The 23,330-nt window shown below is 55.7% G+C and carries 20 protein-coding genes; 18 read left to right on the top strand and 2 right to left on the bottom strand.

All coding sequences use genetic code 11. The features are described from left to right. Nucleotides 1-80 precede the first annotated feature (80 nt). Both B1748_RS05525 and B1748_RS05520 read right to left on the bottom strand, forming a co-directional pair. Entirely contained in the window at nt 81-1,460 is a 1,380-nt protein-coding gene (locus B1748_RS05525; RefSeq protein WP_087566841.1) for a Glu/Leu/Phe/Val family dehydrogenase, read from the bottom strand. Between the two features lie 122 nt (nt 1,461-1,582). After that, nucleotides 1,583-1,762, bottom strand: a complete 180-nt coding sequence (locus tag B1748_RS05520; RefSeq protein ID WP_087566840.1) for a hypothetical protein — start codon at nt 1,760-1,762, stop codon at nt 1,583-1,585. A 152-nt stretch (nt 1,763-1,914) separates the two neighbouring features. On the opposite strand from B1748_RS05520, the gene B1748_RS05515 reads away from it, so the two are divergent. From B1748_RS05515 to B1748_RS05430, 18 genes are all read left to right on the top strand, one after another. Next, nucleotides 1,915-3,264: a copper resistance D family protein gene (locus tag B1748_RS05515; RefSeq protein ID WP_179215407.1), complete on the top strand. Its 1,350-nt coding sequence runs from the start codon at nt 1,915-1,917 to the stop codon at nt 3,262-3,264. Nucleotides 3,265-3,296: 32 nt separating this feature from the next. After that, a complete protein-coding gene (locus B1748_RS05510; RefSeq protein ID WP_087566838.1) occupies nt 3,297-4,154 on the top strand; it encodes a sensor histidine kinase in 858 nt (285 codons plus the stop codon). Then, a complete protein-coding gene (locus B1748_RS05505) occupies nt 4,151-4,873 on the top strand; it encodes a response regulator (RefSeq protein WP_373271252.1) in 723 nt (240 codons plus the stop codon). Before B1748_RS05510 ends, B1748_RS05505 begins: the two co-directional genes overlap by 4 nt. 145 nt (nt 4,874-5,018) lie before the next feature. Next, nucleotides 5,019-5,465: an ATP-binding protein gene (locus B1748_RS05500; protein ID WP_087566837.1), complete on the top strand. Its 447-nt coding sequence runs from the start codon at nt 5,019-5,021 to the stop codon at nt 5,463-5,465. Nucleotides 5,466-5,483: 18 nt separating this feature from the next. After that, a complete protein-coding gene (locus B1748_RS05495; RefSeq protein ID WP_087566836.1) occupies nt 5,484-5,828 on the top strand; it encodes an STAS domain-containing protein in 345 nt (114 codons plus the stop codon). Between the two features lie 42 nt (nt 5,829-5,870). Next, entirely contained in the window at nt 5,871-7,073 is a 1,203-nt protein-coding gene (locus B1748_RS05490; protein WP_087566835.1) for a PP2C family protein-serine/threonine phosphatase, read from the top strand. Nucleotides 7,074-7,453: 380 nt separating this feature from the next. Next, nucleotides 7,454-9,157, top strand: coding sequence for a phage tail sheath subtilisin-like domain-containing protein (locus tag B1748_RS05485; RefSeq protein ID WP_087566834.1), 1,704 nt, complete (start codon nt 7,454-7,456; stop codon nt 9,155-9,157). Nucleotides 9,158-9,197: 40 nt separating this feature from the next. Then, a complete protein-coding gene (locus B1748_RS05480) occupies nt 9,198-9,632 on the top strand; it encodes a phage tail protein (RefSeq protein WP_087566833.1) in 435 nt (144 codons plus the stop codon). Between the two features lie 364 nt (nt 9,633-9,996). Next, on the top strand, nt 9,997-10,377 hold the full coding sequence (locus tag B1748_RS05475) for a hypothetical protein (RefSeq protein WP_087566832.1): 381 nt from the start codon (nt 9,997-9,999) through the stop codon (nt 10,375-10,377). 17 nt (nt 10,378-10,394) lie between these two features. Beyond that, nucleotides 10,395-10,568 carry a DUF6760 family protein gene (locus tag B1748_RS37930; RefSeq protein ID WP_087566831.1) on the top strand — a complete coding sequence of 58 codons (174 nt, stop codon included), beginning with the start codon at nt 10,395-10,397 and terminating at the stop codon, nt 10,566-10,568. 7 nt (nt 10,569-10,575) lie between these two features. After that, nucleotides 10,576-11,037, top strand: coding sequence for a phage tail protein (locus tag B1748_RS05465; protein ID WP_087566830.1), 462 nt, complete (start codon nt 10,576-10,578; stop codon nt 11,035-11,037). A gap of 38 nt (nt 11,038-11,075) precedes the next feature. Continuing rightward, the gene (locus B1748_RS05460; protein ID WP_087566829.1) at nt 11,076-14,726 is read left to right on the top strand and encodes a hypothetical protein; all 3,651 of its coding nucleotides are present in this window, start codon (nt 11,076-11,078) and stop codon (nt 14,724-14,726) included. A 68-nt stretch (nt 14,727-14,794) separates the two neighbouring features. Next, on the top strand, nt 14,795-15,421 hold the full coding sequence (locus B1748_RS05455) for a CIS tube protein (protein WP_087566828.1): 627 nt from the start codon (nt 14,795-14,797) through the stop codon (nt 15,419-15,421). A 5-nt stretch (nt 15,422-15,426) separates the two neighbouring features. Beyond that, complete coding sequence (locus tag B1748_RS05450; RefSeq protein ID WP_087566827.1) at nt 15,427-16,506, top strand: phage late control D family protein; 1,080 nt, start codon at nt 15,427-15,429, stop codon at nt 16,504-16,506. Beyond that, nucleotides 16,503-17,228, top strand: a complete 726-nt coding sequence (locus tag B1748_RS05445; protein WP_218781614.1) for a phage baseplate assembly protein V — start codon at nt 16,503-16,505, stop codon at nt 17,226-17,228. Before B1748_RS05450 ends, B1748_RS05445 begins: the two co-directional genes overlap by 4 nt. A 285-nt stretch (nt 17,229-17,513) precedes the next feature. Then, the gene (locus tag B1748_RS05440; protein WP_087566826.1) at nt 17,514-17,915 is read left to right on the top strand and encodes a GPW/gp25 family protein; all 402 of its coding nucleotides are present in this window, start codon (nt 17,514-17,516) and stop codon (nt 17,913-17,915) included. An 18-nt stretch (nt 17,916-17,933) separates the two neighbouring features. Beyond that, the gene (locus B1748_RS05435) at nt 17,934-21,035 is read left to right on the top strand and encodes a baseplate J/gp47 family protein (RefSeq protein ID WP_087566825.1); all 3,102 of its coding nucleotides are present in this window, start codon (nt 17,934-17,936) and stop codon (nt 21,033-21,035) included. A gap of 21 nt (nt 21,036-21,056) precedes the next feature. Then, nucleotides 21,057-23,288 (top strand): putative baseplate assembly protein, encoded by a 2,232-nt coding sequence (locus B1748_RS05430; protein WP_179215405.1) that lies wholly within the window; start codon nt 21,057-21,059, stop codon nt 23,286-23,288. Nucleotides 23,289-23,330 lie beyond the last annotated feature (42 nt).

Genomic DNA, 23,330 nt, shown 5'->3' with positions numbered 1-23,330 from the left:
TTACCTTCCACCCCCAGCCGCCCGAAGCGATTGTTTCGCCGTTAAGTTACACCAGCCTCAGGCCGCAGCCGACTCAACTCTTAATACAGCTTGCCTTGCCTGAACAAGACCGAGGACAGCTTCATGACCGCATGCACGTAACAGCTCTGGCGAAGCGTCATCGAATCTCCGAAGTAGGCGGGAAGGATGCTGTTCATCGTCTTTTGCATCTTCGCGAACAGCAGTTTAAATATTTCGGTTTCTGTATAAAATTGCGTCTCCCGTCCCTGCAGCCATTCGAAGTAAGAGACGATTACGCCTCCGGCATTCGCCAAAATGTCGGGGATGATGATGGTTCCTTTCCCGGACAGGATAGCGTCCGCCTCGCCGGTAATCGGGGCGTTCGCTCCCTCCACGATAATGCGGGCTTGCACTTGCGATACGTTGTCCTCGCGGATCTGATCCTCCAAAGCGGCAAGGAAAAGCACGTCTACGTTTAATGACAGCACATCCTCGCGTCCGAGCACCTGCGCTTTGAGCCCAATCCCGTCCAGCGCTTCCGTCGTTCCGGGAAGATCGCCTTTGTTTGTGGAAGCATATTCGATCAAAGCGGGAATGTCCAGCCCTTCTTCATTGTACAAGGTGACGTTGCGATCGCTGACCGCTACGACACGGTTTCGCAATGCGGAGCACTTGTACGCTTCCAGAGCCGCGACCGAACCGACGTTGCCGAAGCCTTGTACGGCGACGGACAGCGGTCTGCCCGCGTGTTCCCGCGCCGTTTTTGCGAACGGGTTATCGCTGCCTGACAGCCAGCCGCCATGTTCGTTCAAGTAATCATGCAGCAAGTAGCGGAACGTGAAGTAGACGCCTTTGCCCGTTGCTTCGCGCCGGCCGAGAGATCCGCCGCTGACGATGCTTTTGCCTGTGAAGCTGCCAAGATAGGGATGGCCGGGATGAATGTTTTTGTATTCGGCCATCATCCAGTCCATCTCGCGTTCGCCCGTGCCCATATCGGGAGCGGGGATGTCCTTGTCGGGACCCAGTACGTCACTGAAGTATTGCACGTATTTTTTGCAGATGAGATATAAATCTTTATCCGAGAAGTTGCGGGGGTTGATGACCACGCCGCCCTTGCCGCCGCCGAACGGCACTTCGTGAAGCGCGTTTTTAAGCGTCATTAACGCCGCGAGATTGGTGACTTCCTCTTCGTTTACCGTCTCGTGAAACCGAATTCCGCCTTTGTAGGGTCCGAGCGCGTCATTGTGCTGAATCCGGAATGCGGGAATTCGGACGACGTTTCCATCCCCGAGCGCGATACGAAGAAATGCCTTATGTACTTTGTTCGGCGTGGACAGAATGGCGGCAAGCGACTGGAACGAACGTTCGCGGAGCTCGCCTTGCAGCTGTGATAGGAATTTGGGATCATCCATTAGAGCGGATAACGATTGTTGTACGATTGCGCCTGTCTGGCTAGCCATTAGTGATGTCCTCCTAGCAAGCGTATTGGTGTTAGCGACCCCATTGTACCATATGTTGCCTGCTACATTGAAATCGCTTATGTTTTGCCGAACAGGGCAATCGCGTTCACAATATTGTCATGTCAATGCGATCCGTTATCCGAACCGTCGAACCCGGACTGCTCTTTTTTCTCTTCGGCCGAATAGGCGACCAGAGCGATTTGACTGCCGTTCTGCTTCGAAAGCCTGTTTTCCAACTGGCGAATGGCGTCCAGCGCATCTTCTTGGTGACGAAGCTCCGCCACATGGTACTGATTGTCCACTACGATTCCTCCTTTCCGCCAATGGTCAACCCTCTACATGATGGGCGTTTTCCATCGCCGTTATGCACGAGTAGCCCTTCCGGGCCAATTGTCCTTTTCTCCGCGGTCTAGTACACTAGATGCTGACTTGGCAGGAAGGACAGGTGGTTTCATTGCATAACAAACAGGACTATAGTTCTAAAATAATATCCGGTACGGTTTTCGCCGCGCTGTTAATAGCAGGCATGGCGCTGCTGCCCCAGACTGCAGGCGCCGGCAGCGGCTTCGGTCCGGGGACGGCTCTGCATGCGCACGGAGAAGGCGGCGATACCGCCTACTGGTTGAAGGAAAGCGCAGTATACACTCTTCGCGCGCTCTATTATGGCATCTTGCTCGTCACGACGGGCCATATGTTGACATTCCTTGCCGTATCGCCCGGCGAGAGAGGCGCGCGGCAGCGGGAGTGGATGGGGAAGTGGTCCGGGCTGATGGCAAAAACGTTGCTTCTGGTCGTTCTGCTTCATGTGTTCGTTCAGTCGAACCGGGTGGCTGCGGGGCTTCAAGGCGGCTTTGACGACTGGCTGCGGGTTTTCACGCTGACATCGTCGGGACAAGCCTGGCTTGTCATGGTTGGACTTGCGGCTTTTGGTTTGATCGCAGCTCGCCTTCCGGATGCCATCAAGGCCGTTTGGGCATTGCTGCTGATTGCAACGGAGAGTTTGATCGGGCATCCGGCGGCATCGGACGAGTTAACGGTCGCGGTTTTATCTGATTTCATTCACTTGGCGTGTTCGTCTATGTGGGTATCCGGCGTTGTGCTGTTGCTGCTGTTCTGGAGGTACGACCGGAAGGAAGCTGGACGTTTCGCCGAGACGTTCTCGGGTATCGCTTGGCTAATGATCGCCATCTTGGTTGTTACGGGCGCTATAATGGCATGGCTGTTGCTGCCGGACTTGTCGGCGCTCTGGCGCGGCGCTTGGGGGAGATGGCTCATGGGGAAAACGGCGGTCGTGCTGCTGGTTATCGGGATCGGCGCCGCGTTGCGAAGGAGCGCGCGGCGCGGCGAGCTGCCGCGAGGCAGCCTGCTTAAGCTTGACGGGATCCTGATGGGGGCGCTCCTCATTATCGTGGCGGTGTTTACGACAATCAGCCCCGCTCCAGCCAGCCATCCCGTCAATTATCACAGAATGGGCAACGATCTGCATTATACCTTAAAGATCGAACCCAATGCGCCGGGACCGAACGACGTCGAACTCCAGATCTGGCTGCCGGAGGACAAAGGCGAGCCAGCGAGCATCGGCATGGTCATCATTCCGCAGAAGAAGCCGTCCGCTGCCGTTAATATAGAACTAGAATCCCGACCGCCGGGCATCGATATCCCGTTCCCGGGTTATAACGAATTCCGATTCGTGGCGAAGAAAACGGAGCTGTCCGGCGCGGGGAACTGGAAAGCGCGGTTCACCGTGCGGCTTGGAGACGGGACGGAGTTGGAACGGGAATTCGACTTTAAGCTGGGCTACTAGAATATGGATAGGGAAGGCAGGAGGACGCGATCATGACTTACAATTGGCTTCGGGGACTAATATTGTGGGTGCCTACGGCCGTTATTGGCATCTGGGAGTATGTCCGGCATGCGTTCCTGCTGCCTTACGTATCCATGGAGCTGGGCAACTGGCTGGCTCCCGTTATCGTGTTGCTGGTGACGCTTACGCTGCTCCGTCCCTTGTTCGGCAAGCTGGAGCATATGCAGCAGGCGCTGCAGCGGGAACAGGTGGGCAAGGCGGCGCTTGAAGAACGCGAGCAACTGGCGAAGGAGCTTCACGACGGAATTTCGCAGTCGTTATTCCTGTTGTCGGTGAAGCTCGACAGCCTGGACCGGTCTCGAAGCAAGGAGGAGTCCGGCCGGACCATGGAAGCGATTCGCGGAACGATCCGTCATGTACACGACAGCGTAAGACAATTTATCGCGAGTCTGCACGAGCCTCCGGCAGCCGCGGATACGGCTTGGGTGCAGAGCGCGCAAGCGCTCGCGGACGAGCTGGAGGACGCAAGCGGGACGGCGACTATTGTAGAGTGGGACATTCCCGACGGCTTGTTCGGACGCAAGGAGAAGGTGGAGCTGCTGGCGATTTTGCGGGAAGCGACAATGAATATTCGCAAGCATGCGGGTGCGGGAAGAGCTTCCATCCGGGCTGCGATTCTTAATCAAACAGGGCATGGGGAGACGTCATTCCGCTGTATCGTGGAAGATGACGGAATCGGCTTTAAGCGGGAGGATTTGACCGGGAAGGGCAAGTACGGCGTTCGGATGATGTCCGAACGGGCGGTATCGATGGGCTGGAACCTGCGGATCGACAAGGCGGAGCGAAGCGGAACGATCATTACCATTGAGGGCAGGTGCAATGAAACATGATGGAGAATGGACCGGTTGGTCAAGTGAGCGTACTGATCGTAGACGATCATCCGCATGGCAGGGAGGGGATGCGGGATCTGCTCGGCGCGGATCCGTCCTTTCGCGTCGTCGGCGAGGCCGTGAGCGGCGAGGAAGCGATCGCGAAGGCAGCCGACCTGATTCCCGACCTTGTGCTGATGGACATCCGCATGCCCGGCATGGGTGGGCTGGATGCGACCTTCAGGCTTAAGCAGCTGCTTCCCTCCGTCAAAATCGTCATGGTGACCGTATCCGACGATATTACGCATCTGTTCGAGGCGATTAAGCGAGGCGCGCAGGGATATCTGCTCAAAAATGTATCGCCCGCGTCCTGGCTGAGCTATTTGCGATCGGTCGCAATGGACGAAGCGCCGCTCTCCAAGGAGCTGGCGCTGCGCATGCTGCGGGAATTCACGGCGAAGGCCGACGGAGGCGAAATCGGCGATTCTGCCGGCACCGTTCCCGAGGCGGGGAGGGGCGCGGGCGTCGGCGTTCCGTCTAACGGGCTTACTCCAAGGGAGAAGGAAGTGCTGGAGCATATATCGACGGGCGCTTCCAATCGCGAGATCGCCTCCACGTTGTGCCTGTCGGAACACACGGTCAAAAATCATTTAAAAAATATTCTTCAGAAGCTTCATCTGAACAATCGCGTGCAATTGGCCAGATATGCAATGGAGAACGGTTTGCAGCGCAGAGAGTAGCAACTATGACAAAAACTTCAAAAATACGACGGCATCCGGCAGGAAAGCGGACGCAAGTGGAGAACTACAATTAAGGTTAACAGAGCTTACGCCGGGACGAGTCTGCGTCATTGAGATGTCTCCCGGAGAAATCGGAGGTTCGTGAATGTCCAATGAACCGCATTATACGGTTGACCGCTCGCTCCAATTGCGCAACGATATGCAGGAGCTCATGCGATTAAACGAAGAACTTGAAGCAATCGGCGCAGAGCTCGACTGGTCTCCGCGTGCCGTGCTGGATCTGTCGCTTGCATGCGAGGAGCTGGTGGTAAACATCGTCAACTATGGCTATCCTGTTGGCAGCGAAGGTTTTATCGAGGTTGGTCTCAGAGCCTCCAAGGATGAGGTGGAGATTACGCTGGCCGATCGAGGCAATCCGTTTGACCCGTTTAAGGATCCTGATCCGCTTGATCTGCTGGAGATGGATGTCGATGACAGGCCGATCGGCGGACTCGGCATTTTTTTTGTAAAGCGGTTGATGGACGAAGTGCATTACCAATTCGCGGACGGGATGAATCAGGTACGACTTCGCAAGAGATGGTCGAAGCAATAAATCGGGAGGTATGACATCATGAATATTCAAGTAGAAGAGATTGGCGGAGTAACGATTATTCCGCTTGAGGGAAGGCTGGACGGAAACAACGCGGGCGTGGCGGAGGGCGTATTTCTAGGGCTGTTCGCGGAAGGCAAGGGAACATTCGTCTTTGACTTCTCGGAATTGCAGTACATCAGCAGCGCCGGGCTGCGGGTCGTTTTGGTAGCGGCCAAGAAGCTGAGGGCCTCCAAGGGGCGCATGATCTGCGCGAATCTGGCGGAGCAGGTATACGACGTGTTCGAGATGTCGGGCTTTACGAGCATTCTGGAAATCGCGGGGACGAAGGAAGAAGCGCTGGCGAAGCTGCAGGCCGGTGCGTAACGGGACTGCGTCAATGCGACAGCACGAAAGGCGGAACTTATCTTGTCAGTAATTTATTTGGTCATCGGGGCGGCTGGCGTCGGCGCAGCCATCTGTGCAGCCATTGTCAATCGCCGTCTTGCCGCGAGATTAAAGGCTGCCGAGAAGCTGTTCGAGCTTAGCTCGGGACTCCATTCGTCGCTGCGAAGATCCGAGCTGCTGCAAACGGCGGAAGCGGCTGCCCGCGAGCTGGCGGGAGCCGGAGAGTCGGCGGTATCGGTCACGTATGGCGATACAACTGCTGATACACATGCGAATGTACCAATGGAGGGCGGTGGCGCGATCCCGATCGAAGCGGACGGCAAACGTATCGGGTCGCTGCAATGGACTGGCGGAAGGGATGCCGGGGCAGGAGCAAGAGGTGAGTTGTTGTCCCGGTTCGCGAGACCGCTTGCGCTGGCCATGGACAATGCCAATCGGTACGAGGCGCTGGAGGAATCCGTGGGCGAGCTCCAGACGGTATCCTCCTTAAGGGAACGACTGGAGAGCGAGCTGCAGATTGCGGGCAGCATACAACTCAGCTTCTTGCCGACTACAATGCCTTCTTCCAATGAACCGTTCGATGTATGCGCCTTGCTGAAGTCGGCCAAGGAAGTCGGAGGGGACTTCTACAACTTCTACAAAATCGACGACCGCCACCTGTTCTTCACGCTTGGCGACGTATCGGACAAAGGGATTCCCGCAGCCCTCTTTATGGCGATGACGTTGTCGCTGATCAAGGGAAGCATGCGGGCGGGACTGACTCCGGGCGAATTGCTCGGGAAGGTAAATGACATGCTCTGCGCCGACGACGCCCAGTTGTTCGCTACGATCGTATGCGGCGTGCTCCAGATCGATACGGGAGAAATCGTATTATGCGACGGCGGACATTGCACGCCTTATATCGTCAAAGCAGACGGCACTGTTATGCCGGTCAAGCTTAAGAAGGGGATTCCTCTCGGCTCATTTCCCGAGTTCGAATATACCAACGTGTCGCTTCAGCTTGACAAGGGGGATCGTCTGGTCGTCTATACGGACGGGATAACGGAAGCGGAGAACGGCGCTCAGGAGCAATATTCGACGAACAGGCTGGAGCGATTCCTGTCTCTCACGAAGGATTATTCCAGCGCGGAAATCATAGACGCCCTGCTCATGGACGTCTTTATGTTTGCCGACGGCGCACCGCAATCGGACGATATCGCCGTGCTTTGCCTGTCGCGGAGATAACGAAATCCCGAGACGGTTCATCTATCATTCGCAAGGAACTGACAGAACACTCTACGATGTGACAACTTTAGTTGTTTTCTCACAAAATATGATCAAATTTACGTAGTCATATGGACGTATTACAAGTATAATATGAAATGGACTTGCTAGAAATGACGACATTCGTAATAGGATGCAAGACGCATGGGCGATGCCAGGCCTGGCCGACCTATGCTTGTTCGTCTGCTGCTTTTCTACAAATGCCTGCACGCATCACGTTCAGTCATACGCCTGTGGGACCAACGGTCCCTGCATTCAGGCCATCTTCGGTCTTGGGGTGGCAGAGGACCTAAAGTCCCCGCCGAATGCCAATACATATATCGTTTGAGAGGAGATCACACATGGCTGAGTATTTATCGCCAGGCGTTTACGTGGAAGAATTCGAAAGCGGCGCTAAACCGCTCGAAGGAGTAAGCACCAGTACGGCCGGCTTTATCGGACTAGCGGCACGGGGGCCGGTATCCGGACTTCCGCTGCTAATCACAAGTCCTGCCGACTTTGCTAGGGCGTTCGGCTCTTACCTGTCGGAGAGCGCTTTCGGCACTTACCGTTACCTGGCGTACGCTGTCAATCAATTCTTCATGAATGGGGGTTCCCGTTGTTACGTGATGCGGGTTGCTTCAGAGGACGCGAAAGCCGCTTCGGGAGGCGGAGAGGTTTTGTCCGTAACGGCCAAAAATCCAGGCGCATGGGGCAATCAGATTCGCCTGTCGTTCGTTCCTGCCAGCAAAGCGAAGACTCAAATCTATGAAGAGCTGGACGGCAACCGCTACCGCGTGAAAAACGCATCCGCCTTCTATCCGGGCGATGTAGTCGTTTTTACGGACGGCGCATCCAAGCAAGGCAATACGGTCGTATCGGTTCACGACGGCGTAATTGAGCTGGCGTCCGCCCTGAGCGGAGACGTAACGGACACTTCGCTCGTCCCTTCCAAGGTCATCGCGACTTCGGAATTCACCCTTCAAGTAGCCTACGGCACGGAAAGCGAGACTTACGAAAAAGCGTCTCTTAACCCTGAAGCTCCGAACTACGTCGAAAAGCTTGTTGGACGCTCCAATCTGGTAGACCTCAACGTTGTTGCGGCTTCCTCCGCAGATGCTCCTTATGCGCTGATCGCAGGCTCCGCAGGCGGCGAATCGTATTCGTTCGCGCTCGCGGGCGGCAGCGACGGCTCTGCATCCAGCTTGTCCCCGGCTGACTTCATTGGCGTGGACGAAGGTCCTGGCCGCAGAACGGGCATTCAATCGTTTATCGACAATGACGTAGTCAGCATCATGGCTATTCCCGGCGTTACGGATCCTAACGTGCAGCTGTCGCTCGTTGCGCACTGCGAATCGCTGGGCAGCCGCTTTGCCATTTTGGATCTTCCGCGCGAAGCGACGAAAGTTCAAGACGTGCTGGCTCACCGCGATCTGTTCGACTCCAGCTACTGCGCATTGTACAACCCGTGGCTGCAAGTGTTCGATCCGCTCGACAAGCGCAACATCTTTATCCCTCCATCCGGCACGATCGCCGGTGTCTACTCCCGTTCCGATTCGACTCGAGGCGTGCAGAAGGCTCCTGCCAACGAGACGCTTCGCGGCGTAGTGGGATTGGATGTTCAATACAATAACGGCGAGCAGGATGTTCTGAATCCGGCCGGCGTCAACTTGATCCGCGCTTTTACGGGCCAAGGCATCCGCGTATGGGGAGCCCGTACTTGCTCTTCCAACCCGATCTGGAAATATATTAACGTTCGCCGTCTCTTTATCTTCCTGGAGAGCTCCATCAAAAACGGCTCGAACTGGGTCGTCTTCGAACCGAACACCGAGCAGCTGTGGGCTCGCGTTCAACGTACGATCGACGCGTTCCTGACGCGTGTATGGCGCGACGGCGCGCTGGCGGGCACCAGTCCATCGGAAGCGTTTTACATCAACATCGGACGCGACACGATGACGCAGGATGACATCGACAGCGGCAGACTGATCTGCGTAATCGGCGTAGCTCCCGTTAAGCCTGCGGAGTTTGTCGTGTTCCGCATGACTCAGAAGACGGGATCGGAATAATAGATTCATTTTTAATACCGAATAACGGAAGGGGATTCCCATGGCAGGAGATCGCACGGATCCATATCGCAATTTTAGATACCGGGTCGAGGTAGAAGGCCTGGAGCAAGCCGGCTTTAACGAGGTAACGGGATTCGACGCATCGCTGGACGTCATCGAATACCGCGAAGGCAACGAATTGACGACGCCTCGCAAGCTGCCGGGTCTGACCAAGTATGGCAACATTACGTTGAAGTGGGGCACGACGGAATCCATGGAGCTGTACGAATGGATCCAGGAATGTATGGAAGGCACCATCGAACGCAAGACGATCACCATCATCGCGCTTGACGAAGAAGGCAACGACGTTGCGACTTGGCAAGTTATCGAAGCATGGCCTATGCGCTACACCGCACCATCGTTTAACGGTCTTGGCGCCGAAGTCGCTATCGAGGCGCTGGAGTTCGCGCACGAGGGCTTGCTGAGAACGGCTTAGATCCTATAATGCGGCTCCCCCTGTCATTAAGTTTGAGGTGGGCGGAGCCTACACCGGACAAACAAGGGCCGGCCTCCGGCGTCGCGACGTCTAGGCGCCCCTTGTTTTCCGCATTTTAAATTGGAATCAAATTCAAAAAGTTCGGTTTTCAGTACCGAGAAGATTGGAGGCAACTAGAACCTGAGGAGCGGAGCGTAGTGGAAGCTACGTGAGCACCTGCAATGTTTCCGGAGGAAACATACTTCGTAAGCATATGCTTAGGTTCGGTTGCATTCAATATTCGACGTCGAATAAGCTTCTTGGATGACTTCGTAATGGAAAGCGAACTTTTTGAATTACCTTTAAATAATGGAGAGATGAAGAGATGGCGTTTCAGACGGAGTACGACTTTGAATTGCCGCGCGGTTACGTGGACGATCAAGGCAACCTGCACAGACGCGGTACGATGCGTCTCGCGACGGCTGCCGACGAAATCTTGCCGATGAAGGATCCAAGGGTTCAATCCAATCCTAGTTATTTGGCCGTCATTCTTATGGCGCGGGTCGTAACAAGGCTTGGCGACGTGAAACACGTGGACACAAGGTTGATCGAGAAGCTTTTTACGGCCGATCTCGCGTACTTGCAAAACCTTTATCGTCAGATCAATGATCTGGAAAGCCCGAAGGTGCTTGCGGTATGTCCGAAGTGTGATCACGAGCACGAGGTCGCGATCGATTTTTTGTCCTTAACGGAAGCCCTCTCCTAGCCTATCCTGTCGATCGGCTGTATGAGGAGGTCGGCTTCATCGCCTACTATTTCCACTGGACGCATGACGACATTATGAATATGGAGCATGCGGAGCGGCGCAGATGGTGCGACGAGATATCCAGAATTAACCGCAAGATGAACGACGACGGCGATAAGAAGAACGTCTTCGACGTGTTCGGGAAGAGGTGAAAACGTTATGGCAGCATTCAAGGTGCCCGGAGTGAACCGGATTCACCGGCTCGCGAGCTCGTTTCATTTTTGGGTGGAGCTGGATGGCATATATGTTGCCGGATTTTCGGAGGTATCCGGTCTCGAGGCGGAGACGGAAGTCGAGGAATACCGGGAAGGCGGATTAAACGGTTACGTGCATAAGCTGCCCAAGGGCATTCGATATCCCAATCTCGTGCTTAAGCGAGGCATTACGAAGTCGCCCGTGCTCTGGAACTGGTATGAGAGTGCCAAGAACGGTAAAGCAGTCCGCAAGTCGGGTTCGGTCGTTCTGCAGCAGTCGGATGGCAAGGAGTTCGGACGCTGGAATTTCTACGACGCCTATCCGGTTCGATGGAGCGGACCGCAGCTCAATGCGGCTTCAAGCGATGTGGCCGTGGAGTCGCTCGAGATTATTCATTCGGGGCTTCAGGGTGAATTCGGCAGATAACTACCATTAATATCCTGAATTGAAGGAGGATGCGCCACATGGATAGGAGCAAGGCGCCTAAGCAACGCAAGGCAGCCGATACCGCGGCTTCCGTCCAGGCATTCGCCGGGAGTATTCTTAACAAGCATCGTCCGGGTGGCGGCCGAAGCCAATATACCAGCATCCCGATGCTGCATGCCAAGCCCAAGGGCGAGCAAGCGGCGGTGCAACAGCGGATTCATATTCATGTGACGCCTCCTCGAGCAGAGGATCCGAGAGCAAGACGCAAGCCGGAGGAAAGAAAGACCGACCGGATTATAGAACGCGAGAAAGTCAGAGTCGAGCATAAAACGATCATTGTTCGCGAAATCGTAAAAATCATAGATAATCAACGGACGGTTAGAGCGCAAGCCATGGCCGCGCCGGTCCGATTGGAAGCATCCCCTCATGATCGACAATCCCCTGGCGCCGCAACATCGATGAAGCAGCAGGCTTCCAGCTCGCGGCGAGAGGATCCATATAGCGGCACCCGGCCCGCAGCAACAACGCTGGCAACAGGATTACATAAGGGAATGGGCAAGCTCGTACGGCAAAGCCCGTTCATAGAGAGACTCCGGAGCATTATCGCTTCCGTCGAAGCGAGTACCACTCCGGCTTCCGGACGGCAAGCGCAGCGCGAGAAGAAGGATGGCGGCATTGTTGCGGCTGCATCCTATGTAGCCGCCAAAAAAGCCCCGTTGATGCATGCCAAGCGCGAAGAAACGACCAAGCGGGAAACTCGCGCCGAGCTGTCTCCGAAGCGCCGAATCTTTGATGCTGATCAGTCAGTACGTCAAGCAAATACAACAGCGCAAGCTGCTGTGAACAAGGCAAAACGATCGAAACAAAAGGCTGAGCGAGCGGAAGAAAACTTGAAACGCCGAACGGCGGAAGCCGCCGATTCGGTACGCAAGTCTTTACAATCCGCGAAGGCTGCCGAGGACAAGGTCAAGGAGACGGAACAACGGGCTGGACGCAGAGAAGCTGCTGCGAAACGCCGTGCGACGGAAGCTGTGGAAGCCGCCAATCAAGCTGCCCGGTCGTCGCAAGTCGCAACGTCCAAGGCCAAGGAAGCGGAGCGGCGCGCTGACCATGCGGAGCAAATTTTACAGACGAAAAAGACCGGTACGAAGCGCCGCAAAGCGGATTCTGCCGTTCCGGAATTACAGCCCGTTCAATCCGAGGAGCTGACCGTGGACAAAAAGCAGACAGCGAAACGGCAACAGAAACGATCGGATCGCAATCCGCAGAACAACGAGGCAGTCAGTGATCGTGGAGAGAAGCTTCCCTCCAGCGGCAACTCCTCAATCAAGACGAAGGGGCGTCGTCAAACGCCGAATTTGGTGCATAAACAATCTAACTCTTCTGCAGGACCGGACCAGGTGATAACGTCAAGCGTGCAACGGCAACTGGTACCTGACTCAAAGGCTGAACTTCAAAATCCTGCGAATAAAGGCGGCAAAGGATTGCGGCAGCAAGGAACTAACGCCTCGACTGTCCGCAGCGGCCCTTCGAAGACAGTCGCCAACCCGAATCAAAACAAGTTTTCCAGAAACAACAAAAGCCATCGCAACAGTCGTCTAATCAGAGATTGGAATCCGGCGAATCCAACGAATTCGCCGGATTCGTTACCGGAGCGGGCCCAATCAGCTGGTGGATCAGCGAAGCCGCCAATTCAGGCCAAGAAGCTCGTCCATCGCCAAGTTGAAGATGCAGATGTGGCAAGTAGTACAGAGAGTTCGCCTCGCAAGAGGAACTCTCCAGCTTTCTCTCCTGTGGAAGAATCGTCAAGAACTCGTCTGAAAGCTCTGACCGGAACTGAGTTCCGAATGGACAATGCTGGTCCTATATTGCTAACGGCGCTAAAACATCACAGAACGTCTGCAGGCGTAAATGCCGGGCGACGCTTCCCTGAGCTGCTAAATGCGAGACGTCGGAATTCTGAGTCAGGAGCGCTTAATGTATCCGGGACCGGATCCCAGAAACGGCCGGGCTCAGTAAGCAGCCAGGAGCGGGAGGCTGCACCGGTGAATTCGCACGGGAGCGCATCCTATGAAGCAAGACGAGACAGGATCGGCGATCAGAAGCAAGCGAACTTATCCAACCAGCTGGTAACCGGAAGGTCCAGAAATAACACGGCGCAGCCATCGGCGCCGCTGTTGGTAAGACGGGCGCTGAAGGCGGGGACCTCGGCGGAGCTCATGGAAGAAGGACTTAAGAGTCCTCTTACGACGGGGCGAATCCATCGCCTCTTCTGGAACCGGGATTCGGCGGTACGGCGCATCCAGCGACAGCAACCTTCGGCGTTGGTGAACAAGTTGCAAGCGCAAGCGGGCTTTCCGCGGCTAAGCGGACCGCTCGTTCTGCGGCGCAACATAGCAAATCGCGATACAGAAAAAAAAGCTTCGGCTGTTAGCAGTCCGGCCGTTGCCCCCAACAGGCAAGAGGCAAATCGCAGCCACCGGACAACGGGGACTACGGTTGCACAGGCGAGTAGAAGCAACGATCATGAGACTTCACCCCTGCATGTTCCTGAAAATGCGGCTCCCTCACGGAGGGCGAACGTTCAGCAGCGGAGCGGAACCTACTCTCGCAGACATATGCCGGGGCAAGCTGCGGCATATGGGCCCTCCGGCTTAGTTCTCCGTCAACTGCCGGAAACCTTTGGTGCCCGAATGATGCGCTTGGCTGAGCAAGGCCATACAGGGCAGACGGCTTCATCCACCAGCCCAATGGCGCGGGGGATGCTTATAGGCAGAAGACGACCGTCCCTTGCCCCTTCGGTAGAAAAACGTTCACTAATCGCTTCTGCCGCACAGCGATCATTGGCAGCGGCGAAGCACGCAGAGCTTAATAAGCAAGGGGCTTCCCCCTCCTTGCCGAAGCAGGGGGCATTGGTTCAGCGCAGTGCCGAAAGCTCTCGGGAGGACCGTCGGCAGCATACGGCCAGAGTTGTTCGTCCCGGGAAAACGGCCCTCGCGGAAAGTACACGCGAGCAAGGGAGAACCATTGCCCATGTTGGGCCTGTAATTTCCCAGCCGCTAACCGTCGCACAGCGAACAAGCCAGAAGGAGTCTGCGCGCAATTCGGCTCCCGCGACATCCGGATTGACAAACAGGGAATCTGCGACGATATCTAATTCGGCTTTGGGCTCGGCGGCAATCGTACAAAGGGCCGGGAGCACGGGACAGGATTCGGTTTCAACATCGATGAGCAGCAGAGGCAGATTATCCTTGACCCCTGCAATAGCACGACGTACTGCCGAGAGTAAACGTTCTCCGTTGATTGGCAGACAATTTACGGCGTCGGCAATACGCGGCGATCATGATCGAACGGTTCGGCAGATTTCCAGCACCAATCCGGGGACATTTTCTTCTTTGGCTTATAATCGGCCGGCACTCAACGAAGCTGGTCTGGAATCCCAGCAGCCAGCCTTCGGAGCGAGCGCGCATAATGGTTCTCCGCTTGGACTGACGCATCGCTCAGCACCCCAGCAGCCCGCTGAGGCGTCCAGACAGATCAAGGTGGATGCCCCTCGCGAGCTGGAGCCGGAGAAGCTGCAACGGATGATTATGAAGCTGCCTCAATTAAATCCCGAAGCCATCGCAGACCGCGTATATAAGGCGCTCGAGAGGAAGATGAAGCTCGAGCAGCGTCGAAACGGATATTAAATAAGGAAACCGAACCGAGAAGATCGGGAGCGGTACCGTATATAAACGACGGTTGAGGAGGACGGACGATGGCTTTAACCAAAGCGCAGTTCATGATCTATAAGAGCAACGATACCGAAACCGTTGACGTGTTGTTCAACCCCACGGAATACGAGTTGACTGCAAGCAACAACTATCCTGATAATGATGTGCCCGGTTTGCAGTCTCCAACTACTCAATTCGTCGGAGGAAATGCGTCGACGCTGAGTTTAAACTTGTTTTTCGATACCTATGAGCTGGGGACGGATGTGCGTGAGCATACGTCCAAGATCGTAAGCATTCTTGATGTTGATTCCGACCTGCACGCCCCTCCGGAATGCCGATTTGTTTGGGGCTCGCTTAATTTCAAGGGAGTAATCGTATCCATTACGCAGCGTTTCACCATGTTTTTGGAATCGGGAAAGCCGGTTCGGGCTACGCTTGACGTCGAGATGCGGAGCACCCAGACGATGAAGGAGCAATACAAAGAAATTCCGAGGCAATCGGCTGATCGAACGAAACGAAAGACGGTTAAGCAAGGCGATCAGCTGTGGAGCATCGCGGCCGAGGAATACGAGGATTCAGGCAAATGGCGGCATATCGCCGAGGCGAATGGCATTGACAATCCGAGATTGCTGGCGGCAGGCAGAAACTTGACGATTCCCAGACTGGAGTGAGTGGTATGCCTACGCATAAAATGAGCGATCTAGAAAGCAAATACGGGAACTTCAGATCGCCGGAAGCCGACCTGTTGATCGAAGGCCAGGCCGCGCGCCTCGATAATATGGCGATTGGTTGGGTAGAGGTCGACTTGTCTACGGATGCGAAAGCAGACATCGTCCGCTTTAGCATTACGAATGCCTACGAGTGGAGCACAAGCCATCTCCAATGGGTAAATACCAAAATTGCTCCGGGCAAAACTTTGATCGTAAAGCTAGGGTATGCGGACAAGAAAGGCCAGGTATTCGACGGTATCATCACCGGCTTTACGGTCGATTATCCGGCCAGCGGCAGCCCGATTGTGACGGTGACCGCGATGGACCGTTCGTTCCTCATGATGAAATCGTCCAAATCCAAGGTATGGAAAGAAATGAAGGACAGCGACGTCGTCAGAACAATAGCTTCCGAATATGGACTTACAGCCGATGTTGATGCGCTTACCGTAAAAAAAACGACGATCGAACAGATTGGCATCAGCGACTACCATTTTGTCCAGTCGCTCGCCCAGGATAACGACTATCTCTTCCATGTTACGGGGAGCAAGCTGCACTTCCGCAAACGAAAGACGAGCGGTACGCCGCTCATCGAGTTGAAGTATGGCCTCAGCTTGCGTGAATTTACCTTCACGGCAGATGTCAGCGGGCAGACCTCCGAGGTAAAGGTGAGAGGATTCGATACGAAGACGAAGCAGTCGGTGGAAGGGAAATCTACTCCGATTACGGTTATCAGCGGCACAAAGAGCGGTCCCAGTCTTGCCAAGACATTGTCTTCACAGAAGGCGGAGACGGTCTATACGGGCGTAACGACGCTCGATGAGGCAAGACATCTTGCAACGGCGTTGTTGAACAGGCTGTCGCGTGATTTGATCCGCGGGCAAGGCAGCTGCATCGGTTTTCCGGAGCTTATACCCGGCGAATTGATTGCCATTTCGGGGATCGGCTCCGCTTTAAATCGCAATCTCATGTTGACCAGAGTTGTTCATCGGTTGGACTCATTGGACGGTTATGCCATTCAATTCGAAGCGGAGGGGAACGCATTATGAGATCGATGTATCCCGGTTTCTTCGATCTTCAGCAGCGATCGATGCCTTCCGAGCAATTATCCGGCGTATGGAATGCAATCGTGACGAATAACAAGGATCCGGATAAGCTTGGCCGAGTCAAGCTGAAATTCCCGCATCGCGAAGGCGAGCTGGAGACGGATTGGGTAAGGGTCGCTTCTATGTCAGGCGGGAATGGCAAGGGATCTTATTTCATCCCGGAAGTAGATGACGAGGTGCTTGTCGCTTTCTTGATGGGACGTCTCGACCAGCCCGTCGTGGTGGGCTCATTGTGGAACGGCAAGGACAAGCCGCCGCCAGGCGACGATAACAACGACATCAGCATGATCAAAACAAAAACCGGCCATGTGATCGAGTTCAACGACAAGTCGGGCGAGGGCACAATCACGATCAAAACCAAAAAGGGCCATACCGTTCTGCTGTCCGACAAGGACGGCAGCGTCAAGGCCGAAACGGCGGATAAACAAAATTCGCTGATGCTGGACGAAAATGGGAAGAAGGTAACCGTAAAGTCGGGCACATCGAAAGTAGAAATAACATCGAGCGGAAACGTGACAATAAGCGGCACATCAACACTGGAGGTCAAGGCGGCGCAGGTGAAGGTCGAAGCGTCGGCAACCTTGTCTCTCAAAGCATCCGGCATGCTCGACATCAAGTCGGATGGGATGATCAACATCAAAGGCTCCATGGTCAAAATCAACTAGGTTCGCTTTCCATTACGAAGCATTCCAGGAAGCGTACTCGACGTCGAATATTTCCTGATACCCACGAAAGTGAAGGGAAGCTTCGATGCCAATTCCGATTACTTTCGCGGGGCCCGAGGTTGCCGAACCTAAGCATAGCTGTTTCCTCCCGGAAACATTGCGGGTGCTCACATAGCGCTGCTATGCTCCGCTCCTCAGGTTCTAGTTTCATCCAATCTTCTCGGTACTGAAAACCGAACCTTTTTAAACGTTATTAAATTGATTTAGTCGAAGGGGGAGTTCGTCATGTCTGCGCCATTTCTGGGGAAGGGCTGGAAGTTCCCCGTTCAGGTGGACAAAACGACGGGGCGGATTATGATGTCGGAAGGCGAAGAGGACATCAAGGAGGCCATCCGCATCATCATTCGCACTTCGAAGGGCGAGCGGCTTATGCGTCCCGACTTCGGCTGCGGGCTCAAGGACTTCGTGTTCGGCACGATGGACGATATGTCGATGCAGCTCATCGCAAGTGATGTAAGGGAAGCGATCCGCGATTGGGAGCCCCGCATAAAGGATATCGAAGTGAAGGCGCAGCCCGATCCATCCATGAACGGCCGCGTGCTGCTCGAGGTTAGCTATACAGTAAGATCGACGAACAATCTCTTTAACCAGGTCTATCCTTTTTATCTGGAGGAAGGCACGAAATAACGGGAGCGGGCATCGGACATGAAACATGCGGGAACGGGCGGCAATCGTCGGCCTCCGATAATCAATACAAATAACTTGTCCACCTATTTGGAGAAGTTCAAAGAGATGGCGCCGCACTATACGCCAGAATGGCGGTTTTCGCTTGATGGCAGCGATCCGGGAGCCGGTCTTGCCTATATCGTGGGCGAGATGCTGGAGGAGACGGTACAGAGGCTGAACAAGGCGCCGATGAACCATCTGCTCTCCTTCCTTGACCTGCTGGATGTAAAGCTGGAGCCGCCGCGGCCTGCCAGGGCCAGGGTAACGTTTCGGCTAAGCGAGGGCTCAACAGAGTCTGTTTATGTACCTGCAGGACTTAAGCTGACGGCGAATAACCCGCAAGGCGGAGAGCCGCTTGTTTTCGAGACGGAAGGGGCCCTGGCGGCAACGCCGGCCAAGCTGACCGAGATCGTGAACGTCAACCCTGCCAGGGATGAGATCGTGACGGTCGCTACCGGCTACGACGAGAAGCTGGAGGCCGGGACGGCAGAAGCCGTACCGCTGTTCGATACGCGCTCTGCTCCGAACGAACAGGGGCATGCCTTGTTCATCCGGCATGACGAGCAGTTTCTGGTGGATCGCCCTTGCCGCATCTACATAAATGTTTTCCACGGAGAGAAGCGGTACGCCGAACCCGAATTGGCGGCTGCGCTTTCTTCCGATCTGGTGGAGTGGAGCTACCGCAGCGATGGCGAGTGGAAGCCGTTCCGGTCGGCGATAGCCGCTGGCAACCTTATCATTCTTCATAAGAGCGAACCCGGCAAGCTGGAGCTGATGGAGCATCAAGGCGTCGAAGGCAGGTGGATCAAGTGTGCGGTGAAGCCGCTGGAAGGAACGGCTTCCCCCATCCTGGATAAAAATCTGGAGATGGACAAGCTCCGGCTTCGCGTATCTCATGATGTTGCAGGCGATCCGGAGCGGATTGCGCCAGATTCTATCTACTTCAACGACATGGCTTTGGCCGATGACGGCTGTTATCCTTTCGGCGAACATTTTGTTCCCTACTCCGTCTTCTACCTTTCCAGCGAGGAAGCGTTTAGCAAGCGGGGGAGCAAGCTGGAGTTGACTTGTTCGGCGATGGCGAAGCCCAATCGGCTGCGCATGGCGCCGGATCCCGAGGTCAAGTGGAAGATGGTCATGCGCACGTATGATTTCGAGGAGAAGGATCCCCCGCGCATTCGAATTCGCCAGGTTGTATGGGAATATTGGAACGGCAGCAATTGGAACGTCTTGCCCGGCAACGAACGGCATGCCGCTTTCTTCGAGGATTTGCCCGAGGGGGACGGCAAGCCGTTTACGCTAACCTTTGATTGCCCGGAGGATATGGACCGGACATTCGTAAACGGCGTGTTCCAGTACTGGATTCGTGCCAGGGTGCTGCAGACGGACCCCGTTATCGCGCCTATCATGCAATACATGTCGCCTTGGGTGGAAGCGCCGAGATTATCCTATTCCACCGGTTCCCAGACCGTATTTGCGCCTTATAACGTCTATACAAGGAACAACGCGGACGACCGGGATCGCAGTTTGTCGGCGGTACAAGGGACGAAAGCCTATAAGCCGTTCGAGCCGATCCCGTCCCCCGCTCCCTCTCTCTACCTGGCGTTTAACGGGCCCCCGCTCAAGGGACCGCTTCGACTGCATCTGGAGCTGTCCCGGCGATTTGCCGCAGGAAACGAGAGACCATGGCTGGATTGGGAAGCGCTCTGCAGAGAGAACGGTAGGCTGGCCTGGAAGCCGATTAAGGTCGAGGACGGCACGGACGGACTGGGCATAAGCGGAGAATGGTTATGGGCCGGTCCGCCTACGATGGCGGCTGCAAGGTTGTACGGTCATGATCGCTACTGGATCCGGTCCATTAACCGGGACAGCCGGATCAGCGATGCGTATCCGGATATTCCCGTTGCGGACAGCGTCCGGATTAACACGGTTGCGGTTACCCAACAGATCAGCCAGGAGCGCGAGATGAGTATTCCTGCTGACGGACTGGTCCACTTGACCCCTACAGCGTTCGTTAACGAGCAGGTATGGCTGGATGAGCTGGATGAGCTTGCGCCTTCGGATCGGGCAGACATGCTGGAAGGCGAGCCGGATCGATGTTACGAACAGCTCGACGGCGAAGGACAACCCATCCGTTTTTGGGTGAAATGGCAGCCCGTTGCCTCTCTGGCCGACTCCGGTCCCGATGATCGGCACTATTCGCCGGATCGTGCCGGAGGCTTGCTTCGTTTCGGCGACGGGATGAAAGGAAGATCGCCTTCCGCCGAGCACGATCGGCTAGCGCGAATCTCGTTCCGGACTACGGCCGGCGCCGCCGGAAGAGTAGAAGCCAATCAAATTACGGGCATGCAGGTACCCATCGCTTACATCGACAACGTCACCAATCCGTTGCCGGCTATTGGCGGCAGCCATACGGAGGCGATGGAGGAAGTGCTGCTTCGCGGTCCTCAGCGGCTTAAAAACCGCAACAGAGCCGTTACGGCGAGAGATGTGGAATGGCTTGCGCGGGAGGCCTACCCGGGAATTGCGAAGGTGAAATGCTTGAGCAATCGCAATGCCTTGCTGGAGCGGGCGCCTGGTTATGCGACCGTGGTCGCTTGCACGGACGGGGGCGTTGCTGATACGGCGCAATTCCCGGAGCTTCGCAGATCGGTCGAAAGCGAGCTGCTGCGCCGCGCGGCAGGCGTCCTGACTGTAGGAGGCGGTATTCGCGTCATCGAGCCGGCTTATCTGGAAGTATCCGTGAACGCGACGGTAGCGGCGGAATCGGTTGGGAGCCTGCTGCCGCTGGAGCGAGCCTGCCATGACAAATTATCGACGTTCTTGAGCTTTATGAGCGGCAACACCGACGGACAGGGATGGAATATAGGAGAATCGCTCCACTTGTCGCTGCTGTATTCTCTGCTTCACTCGGTTAGAGGTTTGCTGTATATAGACAGATTATACGTGCATGTAGTTAAGATCGAAGGGGGAGTCCGCACCGAATGGGATCCCGCGAGAATGAATGAAGTGATGCATGGCCTCGTCACGAACGGCACGCACCGAATAACGGCCGTGCCTGCCGAAGGGGCTTCGCGCTAAAAGTGGGAAGGAGGGACAATGATGCTGCCAAGGCTGCCGCTTGATGATCTTTCGTACGCGGAGATCGTCCAGCAATCCAGAAAGCTGATACCGAAGCGATTGCCGGAATGGACCGACGAAAATGCGCATGATCCAGGCATCACGATGATGGAGCTCTTTGCATGGCTGACGGAAATGCAGCGCTATTACATCGGCCGGGTACCTGACCGGAATCGGAGAAAGTTTCTTGATCTGCTCGGCGCGGAAGCTCGCGATACTTTATCCGCCGAGGCGCTTGTCGCCTTCTCGGATGTGCGCGAGCCGGTCTTGCTGCCGGCAGGAACAAAGCTTTTGGCGGAGGATCAAGTGTTCGAGACGGTGAGCGAGACCGAGCTGAGACCGCTTAAGCTGGAACGCATTTTGTGCCGGACGGAGAAGGAGAGCAGCGATGTGACGGCGTCCAACGACCATCACCATGTATCCTTCTATCCATTTGGAATAGACGCGAGGGCAGGGGCCAAGCTGTATGTGTCCTTTGACAGGGAGCTGCATCCCGGTGTTCCTGTATCGCTGACATTTAAAATGCTAAAGTCTGACGCAGCGCTGAGAGACATTTACGATTCCGCGAGTGAAGAAGAGCTTGCCATGTTGATTCCTTCGGCCAGATTGTCGTGGAAAGCATACGGTTGGGATGAGGCCGTCGGTAAGGCTTCATGGCTGCCGCTTACGGTCATCGCGGATGAAACCGGGCATTTGACGGTCAGCGGCACCATTACCGTCACTCCGGCGTTTCCGATGAGAGCCGTTACGGTCCATCCGGCTGGAGACCGACCCAGGTATTGGTTTTGTTGCACGATAGAGGAGGACGGGTACGAGATGCCGCCGAGAATCGGCAGCATCCTCCTCCATACGGCCCATGCCGCACAGCGCGATACGCTGAGCGAATATGTCGAGCTCGAGGCTAGCGGAGAAGAGAACGAAAGCTTCTCTATGCATACTTATCTGGCTGCGTACGGCGATGTGCGCCTGCAATTGGAAGCCGCTCCGGGCGGCGGCTGGATGGAATTGTCCGCAGAGTCGTACAAGGTGGAGCGACACGCGGGAGGGGCGACCGTCGCTTTGATCCGCAAGGATTCCGTAAACCAGGGCGGCATGCTCCATAAAGGCCGAAGAGTTCGGATCATCGCCAGTACGCCGGATTTTTATCGATACCGCATGGTCGGCAGGAGCAACGGATTGCCCAATCAGCGGTTCGAGGTGTATGAGCTGCCTTGCAGGAAACGCGGCGCCATCGGCTTGCAGGCAGGGCGCTGGAATGTCGCATCCGGGGCGATGATATGGGAGGATTGGAGTGTTGTCGACAGCTTCGATCGATCGGGACCTGAAGATCGCCATTACGTCTATCTTCCCGAAGAGCGAATAATCGCGTTCGGCAACGGAGAACGGGGTGCGATACCCGACGCAAGTTCAGACGGCAATATAAGCTTGATTTCCTGCGAGCTTGGCGGGGGCGAGCGCGGCAATGTGAAGCCGGGGCTTATCCGGGAATGGGCGCACGAGGAGCAGCGAAGACTGGGGATCGAAGTGTCTAATCCCTTTTATGCTTCCGGCGGGGGAGAAGCCGAGACATTGCATGATGCGCTGGCAAGAGCCGCTTCGGAGCTGAAGCGGGCCTTCCGCGCCGTCACGGACGAGGATTACGAGGACATCGCGAGGTCGACGCCAGGCGTCGAGGTAGCCAGAGCCAAGGCGATTCCGCTCTATAAGCCCGGCCTTCCCGACTACCCAAGAGAGAAGGCGCATGGACAGCTGTCACTGGTCGTCGTTCCGCAGGGTTTGTCAGCGACTCCGATGCCAAGCCCAGGATTCTTGCAGACGGTAAGCCGATATCTGGATTCACGGAGACTCATTACGACGGAGCTGCATGTCATTCCTCCCGTGTACGTCCAGGTGACGGTTCATGCGGTTATCGTCGTGGAGGCGCCGTTTGCGGACGAGAGGGAACGTTATGCGGATCTGCTAAAGGGACTGCTCAGACCGCTTGACGGAAATCAAGGGGAGCGCGGCTGGACTTTCGGCAGAACGGTATACAAGGGCGACATTTATGGCTCCCTTACCAAAGGAAGCGGAGTCGTATTCGTCCAGGATCTGTGGCTGGACGCGGACGGGCCGCATGTGACCAAGACGGCGGGCGGCGACATTGTTCTGCCGCCGCACGGCTTGATCTATTCAGGAGAGCACGAGATCGAACTCATCAGCAGAACACGCTTGTAGGCTGCGGCACAGCCACCGGGCGATCGGCGGGAAGGGAGGAAT

Origin of the sequence: Paenibacillus sp. MY03 (assembly GCF_002165585.1) — a bacterium.
In the GTDB taxonomy this organism is placed as follows: domain Bacteria; phylum Bacillota; class Bacilli; order Paenibacillales; family Paenibacillaceae; genus Pristimantibacillus; species Pristimantibacillus agaridevorans.
This window is presented reverse-complemented; position numbering and strand designations above follow the sequence as displayed.

Excerpts from the sequence above, each read along its gene's own strand:
- B1748_RS05525 (WP_087566841.1), bottom strand. The coding sequence starts at position 1,460 with ATGGCTAGCCAGACAGGCGCAATCGTACAACAATCGTTATCCGCTCTA.
- B1748_RS05510 (WP_087566838.1), top strand. The coding sequence starts at position 3,297 with ATGACTTACAATTGGCTTCGGGGACTAATATTGTGGGTGCCTACGGCC.
- B1748_RS05505 (WP_373271252.1), top strand. The coding sequence starts at position 4,151 with ATGATGGAGAATGGACCGGTTGGTCAAGTGAGCGTACTGATCGTAGAC.
- B1748_RS05500 (WP_087566837.1), top strand. The coding sequence starts at position 5,019 with ATGTCCAATGAACCGCATTATACGGTTGACCGCTCGCTCCAATTGCGC.
- B1748_RS05495 (WP_087566836.1), top strand. The coding sequence starts at position 5,484 with ATGAATATTCAAGTAGAAGAGATTGGCGGAGTAACGATTATTCCGCTT.
- B1748_RS05485 (WP_087566834.1), top strand. The coding sequence starts at position 7,454 with ATGGCTGAGTATTTATCGCCAGGCGTTTACGTGGAAGAATTCGAAAGC.
- B1748_RS05480 (WP_087566833.1), top strand. The coding sequence starts at position 9,198 with ATGGCAGGAGATCGCACGGATCCATATCGCAATTTTAGATACCGGGTC.
- B1748_RS05475 (WP_087566832.1), top strand. The coding sequence starts at position 9,997 with ATGGCGTTTCAGACGGAGTACGACTTTGAATTGCCGCGCGGTTACGTG.
- B1748_RS05465 (WP_087566830.1), top strand. The coding sequence starts at position 10,576 with ATGGCAGCATTCAAGGTGCCCGGAGTGAACCGGATTCACCGGCTCGCG.
- B1748_RS05460 (WP_087566829.1), top strand. The coding sequence starts at position 11,076 with ATGGATAGGAGCAAGGCGCCTAAGCAACGCAAGGCAGCCGATACCGCG.
- B1748_RS05455 (WP_087566828.1), top strand. The coding sequence starts at position 14,795 with ATGGCTTTAACCAAAGCGCAGTTCATGATCTATAAGAGCAACGATACC.
- B1748_RS05450 (WP_087566827.1), top strand. The coding sequence starts at position 15,427 with ATGCCTACGCATAAAATGAGCGATCTAGAAAGCAAATACGGGAACTTC.
- B1748_RS05445 (WP_218781614.1), top strand. The coding sequence starts at position 16,503 with ATGAGATCGATGTATCCCGGTTTCTTCGATCTTCAGCAGCGATCGATG.
- B1748_RS05440 (WP_087566826.1), top strand. The coding sequence starts at position 17,514 with ATGTCTGCGCCATTTCTGGGGAAGGGCTGGAAGTTCCCCGTTCAGGTG.
- B1748_RS05435 (WP_087566825.1), top strand. The coding sequence starts at position 17,934 with ATGAAACATGCGGGAACGGGCGGCAATCGTCGGCCTCCGATAATCAAT.
- B1748_RS05430 (WP_179215405.1), top strand. The coding sequence starts at position 21,057 with ATGCTGCCAAGGCTGCCGCTTGATGATCTTTCGTACGCGGAGATCGTC.